General features: G+C 71.5%; 6 protein-coding genes. 3 read left to right on the top strand and 3 right to left on the bottom strand.

Translation table 11 applies throughout. The features are described 5' to 3' along the window. Positions 1-5: 5 nt before the first annotated feature. Both K340_RS34760 and K340_RS0123645 read right to left on the bottom strand, forming a co-directional pair. Positions 6-956 carry an HAD family hydrolase gene (locus tag K340_RS34760; RefSeq protein ID WP_051267376.1) on the bottom strand — a complete coding sequence of 317 codons (951 nt, stop codon included), beginning with the start codon at positions 954-956 and terminating at the stop codon, positions 6-8. Between the two features lie 63 nt (positions 957-1,019). Next, on the bottom strand, positions 1,020-1,922 hold the full coding sequence (locus K340_RS0123645) for a LysR family transcriptional regulator ArgP (RefSeq protein WP_029138504.1): 903 nt from the start codon (positions 1,920-1,922) through the stop codon (positions 1,020-1,022). A gap of 70 nt (positions 1,923-1,992) precedes the next feature. Between K340_RS0123645 and K340_RS0123650 the strand changes: the two genes are divergently transcribed. Next, a complete protein-coding gene (locus K340_RS0123650; RefSeq protein ID WP_029138505.1) occupies positions 1,993-2,589 on the top strand; it encodes a LysE/ArgO family amino acid transporter in 597 nt (198 codons plus the stop codon). A 39-nt stretch (positions 2,590-2,628) separates the two neighbouring features. On the opposite strand, the gene K340_RS0123655 is transcribed toward K340_RS0123650, so the two are convergent. Beyond that, on the bottom strand, positions 2,629-4,227 hold the full coding sequence (locus tag K340_RS0123655; protein ID WP_051267378.1) for a molybdopterin-dependent oxidoreductase: 1,599 nt from the start codon (positions 4,225-4,227) through the stop codon (positions 2,629-2,631). Positions 4,228-4,441: 214 nt separating this feature from the next. Between K340_RS0123655 and sigK the strand changes: the two genes are divergently transcribed. Both sigK and K340_RS0123665 read left to right on the top strand, forming a co-directional pair. Beyond that, positions 4,442-5,032 (top strand): ECF RNA polymerase sigma factor SigK, encoded by a 591-nt coding sequence (gene sigK, locus K340_RS0123660; protein ID WP_051267380.1) that lies wholly within the window; start codon positions 4,442-4,444, stop codon positions 5,030-5,032. Next, positions 5,029-5,775, top strand: a complete 747-nt coding sequence (locus K340_RS0123665; RefSeq protein ID WP_029138508.1) for an anti-sigma factor — start codon at positions 5,029-5,031, stop codon at positions 5,773-5,775. Before sigK ends, K340_RS0123665 begins: the two co-directional genes overlap by 4 nt. The last annotated feature ends 332 nt before the right edge of the window (positions 5,776-6,107 follow it).

Raw genomic sequence — 6,107 nt, forward strand, 5'->3', positions numbered from 1 at the left:
GACGATCACTCCTGGTGCGTAGGGGACTGGGCGGGTTGGTCGGGCCGGGCGGTCAGGTCGGGCCGGTTGGGTTGGGTCGGGTGGTTGGGTTGGGTCGGGTGGGACAACAGGGGAGCCCGGGTCGAGACGAACGACGCAGGGTCGGCCGCCCACTCCCGGACGGCTGGATAGAGCTCGCTGAAATCACGCCCGGTGACGTGCGCCGGCCCCGCCCGATGTCCGAACCGGTCGATCAATGCGGTCGCGGCGCCGGCCGCGAGCGGCGCCGCGATGTCGTTGCGCCAGATGTCGCCGACGGCCATCACCGTCGCCGCCGGCCGGTGTCGCAGCAGTTCCGGCAGCAGCTGCGCCCAGCCGTGCGGCTTGCCGGCATCGGTGAGGGTCGCGTCGATCAAGCCGTCAAGTCCGATCACCGACAGCGTCGAGGTGACCCCGTCGACCGGCGCATTGGTCACCAGCATCCGCCAGACCCGGCCCTGCAGCTCGCGCAGCAGGTCGTCCAGTCCCGGTGGGGCGCTGACCGTGATGACCCCCTCGGCCAGCGCCGCCCGGCTCCGCAGGTAGGCGCGATCCAGCTGACCGCGGTCGGCGATGTCGCCGACCAGGGCGGCAACCGCCGTATAGCCGTCCAGGAAGGTCGGCCGGCCAGGGGTGCCGTCCAGGTAGTCGGACAGTGCGCCGGTCAGCCGGTCGGCGATGGCGTCGACATCGGTGGTGCCGGCAGTGTCATCGGTGCGCAGCACTTCGATGACGGCGTCGGCGTAGGCCCAGACGGGTTCGTCACCGACGCACACGGTGCCGTCGAAGTCGAGCAGCAGGACGGGCCGGTCGTCAGCGACGATCTCGGTGGCGGCCGACGGCGGTAACAGCAGCTGAACCCGCGCTCCGGGCGCGGTCTCCGGGGCCGGAGCGGCGCCCGTAGGGCTGCTCCGGTGCGCCTCGGCGGGGCTGGTCACCGGGCGAGCGTAACCGATCCGTGGACCAAACGTTCACAGAAGTTATGGTGATGAAACAACCGTTCATCCAGCTGTCACCGGCCGTTCGCGGTCCGGTCGGCCGATCCCGGCCGCGGCGGCGTGCGCCCGGACCGCAGCGGTGACCCGATCGATCCGCGGCGAGCGCAGACGCCAGACCTGCCAGTACAGCGGCACGTCGACGCTGTCGCGGCTGCTGAGCCGGACCAGCGCTCCGGTGCGCAGCTGGTCGTGCAGTTGCAGCAGCGGGACGGCGCCCCAGCCCAGACCCGCGGTGACGGCGGCGAGAAACCCCTCCGACGACGGCACCAGGTGCACCGGCGGATGCGCGTCGACCGCGTGGGCAGCGAGCACCCGGTGCTGCAGATCGTCCTTGCTGTTGAACCGGACCATCGGCATCGCCGCCCAGTCCACCCCGCGGCCCTTGCCGAACCGCTCCCTGAGCGCCGGCGCTGCCATCGGCACGTACCGCATGGATCCCAGCCGCTCGATCGAGCACCCCGGCACCGCGACCGGATCGGAGGTGATGGCGCCGATCACCGCGCCGGACCGCAGCAGCGCGGTGCTGTGGTCCTGGTCCTCGATGTGCAGGTGCAGCACGGTGTCCGGCCACTGTGCGACGGTCCGCAACACGGCCGGGAACCAGGTGGCCAGCGAGTCGGCGTTCACCGCCAGCTGCAGCCTGCCGGTCTGCGACGCCTGGCCCAGCGCCGCCATGGCGTCGTCCTGCAGTAGCTGGATCTGCCGAGCCGCCCGCAGCAGCACCTCGCCGGCCTCGGTCGGACGGCACGGCACGGTCCGCCGCAGCACCACCTGGCCAACCCGCGATTCCAGCGCCTTGATCCGCTGGCTGACGGCGGACGCGGTGATGTGCAGGGCCGCGGCCGCTGCCTCGAAGGTGCCGTGGTCGACGATCGCGGCCAGCGCCCGGAGCTGTTCGGAGTTCATGAAGCAATGCTAATGATCGAGTAGAAACATTCGCTGGTCTTAAGTGGTCGTCAGCCCTAGCCTCGGTGCAATGTTCGGTTCCGTCGTCGCCGGTCTGCTGACCGGCCTGTCGCTGATCGTCGCCATCGGCGCGCAGAACGCCTTTGTGCTGCGACAGGGGCTGACCCGACAGCACATCGGCGCGGTGGTGGCAATCTGCGCGGTCAGCGACATCGTGCTGATCGTCGCCGGGGTGGCCGGGGTCGGCGCGCTGATCAGCAGCCACCCGACGCTCTTGGTGATCTTCCGCTGGGCCGGCGCCGGCTACCTGGTCTGGTTCGGTGTCCGGTCCCTGCTGGCGGCCAGGACTTCGCACGCGCTGACGGCTAAGGCGTTACCGGGCAAGGCTTCTGTCGTGCTGACCGCGATCGCGCTGACCTGGCTCAACCCGCACGTCTACCTCGACACCGTGCTGATGCTCGGCAACATCGCGAACTCGCGGGGGCCGGTGGACCGGTGGTGGTTCGCGTTCGGTGCCTGCCTGGCCAGCGTCGGCTGGTTCGCCGCGCTCGGCTTCGGCGCGGGCCGGGCGTCCCGGTGGGTCGGCCGCCCGTCGGTCTGGCGGGTGCTGGACCTGCTGATCGGCCTGGTGATGATCGTCATCGCTGTCCTGCTGGTCACCGGCTGACCGGGTGCTTCCCGCGCGGGTGCGCAGCCGGTGAGCGCGTCAGGCGGTGACCGTCACCGAGATCTGGTGGTAACCCGTTGCGCCGTCAGGGATGACGTCGGAGTCCTCGCCGATCTGCGGCTTCCCGTCCAGATCGATGGCCCGGCAATGGATCTTGTAGTCGCCGGGCTTCGCGTCCCACCGATAGACCCATTGCACCCAGGTGTCGGTGGACACCGGCCGGGACAGTTCGGCGTCGGCCCAGGCCGACCAGCCGTCACCGGCATTGATCTGCACCTGCACTCCTGAGATGCCCCGGTGCTGTGCCCAGGCGACCCCGGCCACCGGCACCTGGCCGGCGGCGGCGGTGTCGCCGGGCACGTCGATCCGTGACGAGGTCTTGATCGGGCCGTGGTCCGACCAGCCCAGCCCGGTCCAGTAGGCCATCACCTTGTCGAACCTGGTCACCTCCATGTCCACCACCCACTTGGTGGCCGACACGTAGCCGTACAGACCCGGCACCACCATCCGCACCGGGAACCCGTGTTCGACCGGCAGCGGCTCGCCGTTCATCCCGATGGCCAGCAACGAATCCCGGTCGTCGGTCAACGCCTCCAGCGGTGTCGACACGGTGAAGCCCTTGACGTCGGCCGACAGCACACAATCGGCGCCGGCCTGCGGCCCCGCCTCGGCCAGCAGGTCCGCGATCCGGGTGCCGATCCAGCGGGCGTTGCCCACCAGGTCGCCGCCGCGCGGGTTGGACACGCAGGTCAGGGTGATCATCCGCTCCAGCATCGGCCGGGCCGCCAACGCGGCGAAGTCGATCTCGATCTCCTTGTCGACCATGCCGTGGATCCGCAGTTTCCAGCCCGCGGTGGGCACCTGCGGCAGCACGAACGCGGTGTCGATCCGGTAGAAGTCGGCGTTCGGCGTCACGTAGGAACTGATGCCGGGCACCGAATTCAGTGTCTGCACACCGGTTTCGGACTGCATCTCGGCGGTCGGCAGGGTGACGGCGGCCCTGGACTCCGCGGTGGCGGCGCCGGACGGGATCATCCGGGACAACGCACCGGCGATGGCGGCGCCGAGTGCGCCGTAGCCGGCGAACATCAGGAACTGCCGGCGGTCGGCGGTCCGGACGCCGGTCCCGGTGGAGTACCGCGGGCGCAACGCGGTCCACAGGTAGCGGCAGCCGGCGAACGCCCCGATCGCCAGCGGCAGCAGCTCGAAGACCCCGGCGTCGGCGCGCGACTCGATGGCCACCGCCGCGACCACGGCGAGCAGCACGGCCAGCGTCAGCCCGATCGTCAGCCGGACCCGGGCGACCAGGCCGATCAGCGCGCCGGCCAGCAGCAGCGTCAGCCCCATCCCGATACCGAGGGCGACCTTGTCGCCGGGGGCGCCGAGGTTCTGCTTTGCCCATTCGACCAACGACCCAGGGCTGACGTCGATGAAGGCGCCGCCCAGCGACCCCACCGGCGACGCGGACGAGCTGAGCAGCCCGGCCCAGCCGGCGAGCGCCGCCAGCAGCTCGGCGACGGCCACCGTGAGCAGCACGGCGACCATGCCGAGCAGCGCCGCCCGGCCGCGACCCAGCGGGCGACCCTGTCCGGGCGTGGTCGGCGCCGGGGTGGCCGGGGGAGCGGTGTCGGTGCTCATGTCGGGCGTTCGGAGCCGATCGGTCGATGGACGGGTGGGGCGAGAACAATTTCCGCGGTTCCGTTCCAGTGTGCGCCCGGGAGTCCGGACGATGACCCATCCGACCCGGCCGCGGTGTCGAATCACGCCCGATGACACCGCAGAAAGAGCCCAGCACCGCCGGCCACCGCACTGGCGACCGCGGTACGGAAGCGCAGTGAGGAAGGATCGGCCGATGACCACCCCGCTCGCGCCGGTGCCGGATCGGGATGACGAACCACCACCGAGTGCCGAGGCCCTGCTGGACCGCACCGCCCGCGGCGACGAGAGCGCGTTCGCCGCGCTCTACGACGCGTTCGGCTCCCGCGTCTACGGGCTGGCCCGTCGGGTGGTGCGCGACCCGCAGCAGGCCCAGGACGTTGCCCAGGAGGTGTTCCTGGAGATCTGGCGCCGGGCCAGCAGGTTCGACGCCGCGAAGGGCAACGCGGGCAGCTGGATCCTGACCCTGGCGCATTCCCGGGCGGTGGACCGGGTGCGGTCGGCACAGGCCGCCCGGGACCGGGAGAGTGTGGTCGCGCAGCGGTCGACGGTCCGGGACACCGACACCGTCGTCGAGGCGGTCGAGGCGAACCTGGAACGCCGGGCGGTCCGCCGGTGCCTTGGCACCCTCACCGACCTGCAACGGGAATCGGTGAACCTGGCCTACTACAGCGGCTACACCTATGCCGAGGTCGCCACCCTGCTCAAGGCACCGCTGCCCACCGTGAAGACCCGGATGCGGGACGGCCTGATCCGGCTCCGCGACTGCCTGGGGGTGACCGGATGACCGGCACGCCGGCGCCGCCGGCCGATCAACATCTGTCCATCGGCGCCTATCTGCTGCATGCGCTGCCGGCCGCGGAGGCGCAGGCGTTCGAGGCGCACCTGGCCGGCTGCGAGAGCTGCACCGAGGAAGTCGGTGGGCTGCGGGCCGCCGCGGCGATGCTCGGCGCGGCCGAGGCGCTCCGGCCGCCGGCCGCGCTGCGCGAGAACGTGCTGACGGCTGCCGCCCGGACTCCGCAGGAGCGGCCGCTGCCGGGCCGCGACCCGGGTCCCGGCCCCCATCGGCACTCCACCGGCCGCGGCTGGTACCGCCGGCCGGCCGGCTGGCTGGCCGCGGCCGCCGCGGTCCTCGTCATCGGCGGTGGGGTCAGCTGGGCGGTACTCGCCGGACGGACGGCACCGATGACGGCGAGCCAACGGATGGAGCAGTGCGTCAGCGCCGATGCCTCGAGCGCCACGATGACCCCCTCGGTCGGCGCCGGCGGCTCGCTGATCCGCTCCGACAGCTGCGATGCCGTGGTGGTGAAGCTGCCGGCGATGCCCGCGCCGCCCACCGGCATGGCCTACCAGCTGTGGATGATCAAGGGCGACGCGCCCCGCTCGATGGGGCTGGTGCCGAGCCTGGACGGTGCAATGATGCCGATGCCGATCCGCGCCGGGGACTCGGCGGTGGCCGTCACCGTCGAGCCGGCCGCCGGGTCGGACCAGCCGACCGGGCGGCCGATCTGGGCGGTGCCGCTGCACTGACAGTGAGGATGGTGGTGCTGCCGCGCTGGTCCGGTCTGACTCTTGCTCTGACTGACCGTGGTGTCCTGAACGGGATGTGTCGTCCGGGCTGGTGTGGTGGCGTATTCGGCACCTGCCGGACGGGCGTCGTGACCTTATAGGAGCCTGGCCAGAGGCCCCGTCACTGTCTTGTCCGCCCGCCCGACCGGCGCGTGCCGCCCTTCCCGGTTCAGCGATAGGACGGCAGGTATTCACGATGACATCGACAGCAGACAAGGTCCACACCGGTGCGGTGGTCGAGGTGACCGGCGGTGTTGACACCCACAAGGACACGCACACCGCGGCGGCGGTCG

This window comes from Nakamurella lactea DSM 19367, from assembly GCF_000426645.1.
GTDB lineage: Bacteria > Actinomycetota > Actinomycetes > Mycobacteriales > Nakamurellaceae > Nakamurella > Nakamurella lactea.

Excerpts from the sequence above, each read along its gene's own strand:
- K340_RS0123665 (WP_029138508.1), top strand. The coding sequence starts at position 5,029 with ATGACCGGCACGCCGGCGCCGCCGGCCGATCAACATCTGTCCATCGGC.
- K340_RS0123650 (WP_029138505.1), top strand. The coding sequence starts at position 1,993 with ATGTTCGGTTCCGTCGTCGCCGGTCTGCTGACCGGCCTGTCGCTGATC.
- K340_RS0123645 (WP_029138504.1), bottom strand. The coding sequence starts at position 1,922 with ATGAACTCCGAACAGCTCCGGGCGCTGGCCGCGATCGTCGACCACGGC.
- sigK (WP_051267380.1), top strand. The coding sequence starts at position 4,442 with ATGACCACCCCGCTCGCGCCGGTGCCGGATCGGGATGACGAACCACCA.
- K340_RS0123655 (WP_051267378.1), bottom strand. The coding sequence starts at position 4,227 with ATGAGCACCGACACCGCTCCCCCGGCCACCCCGGCGCCGACCACGCCC.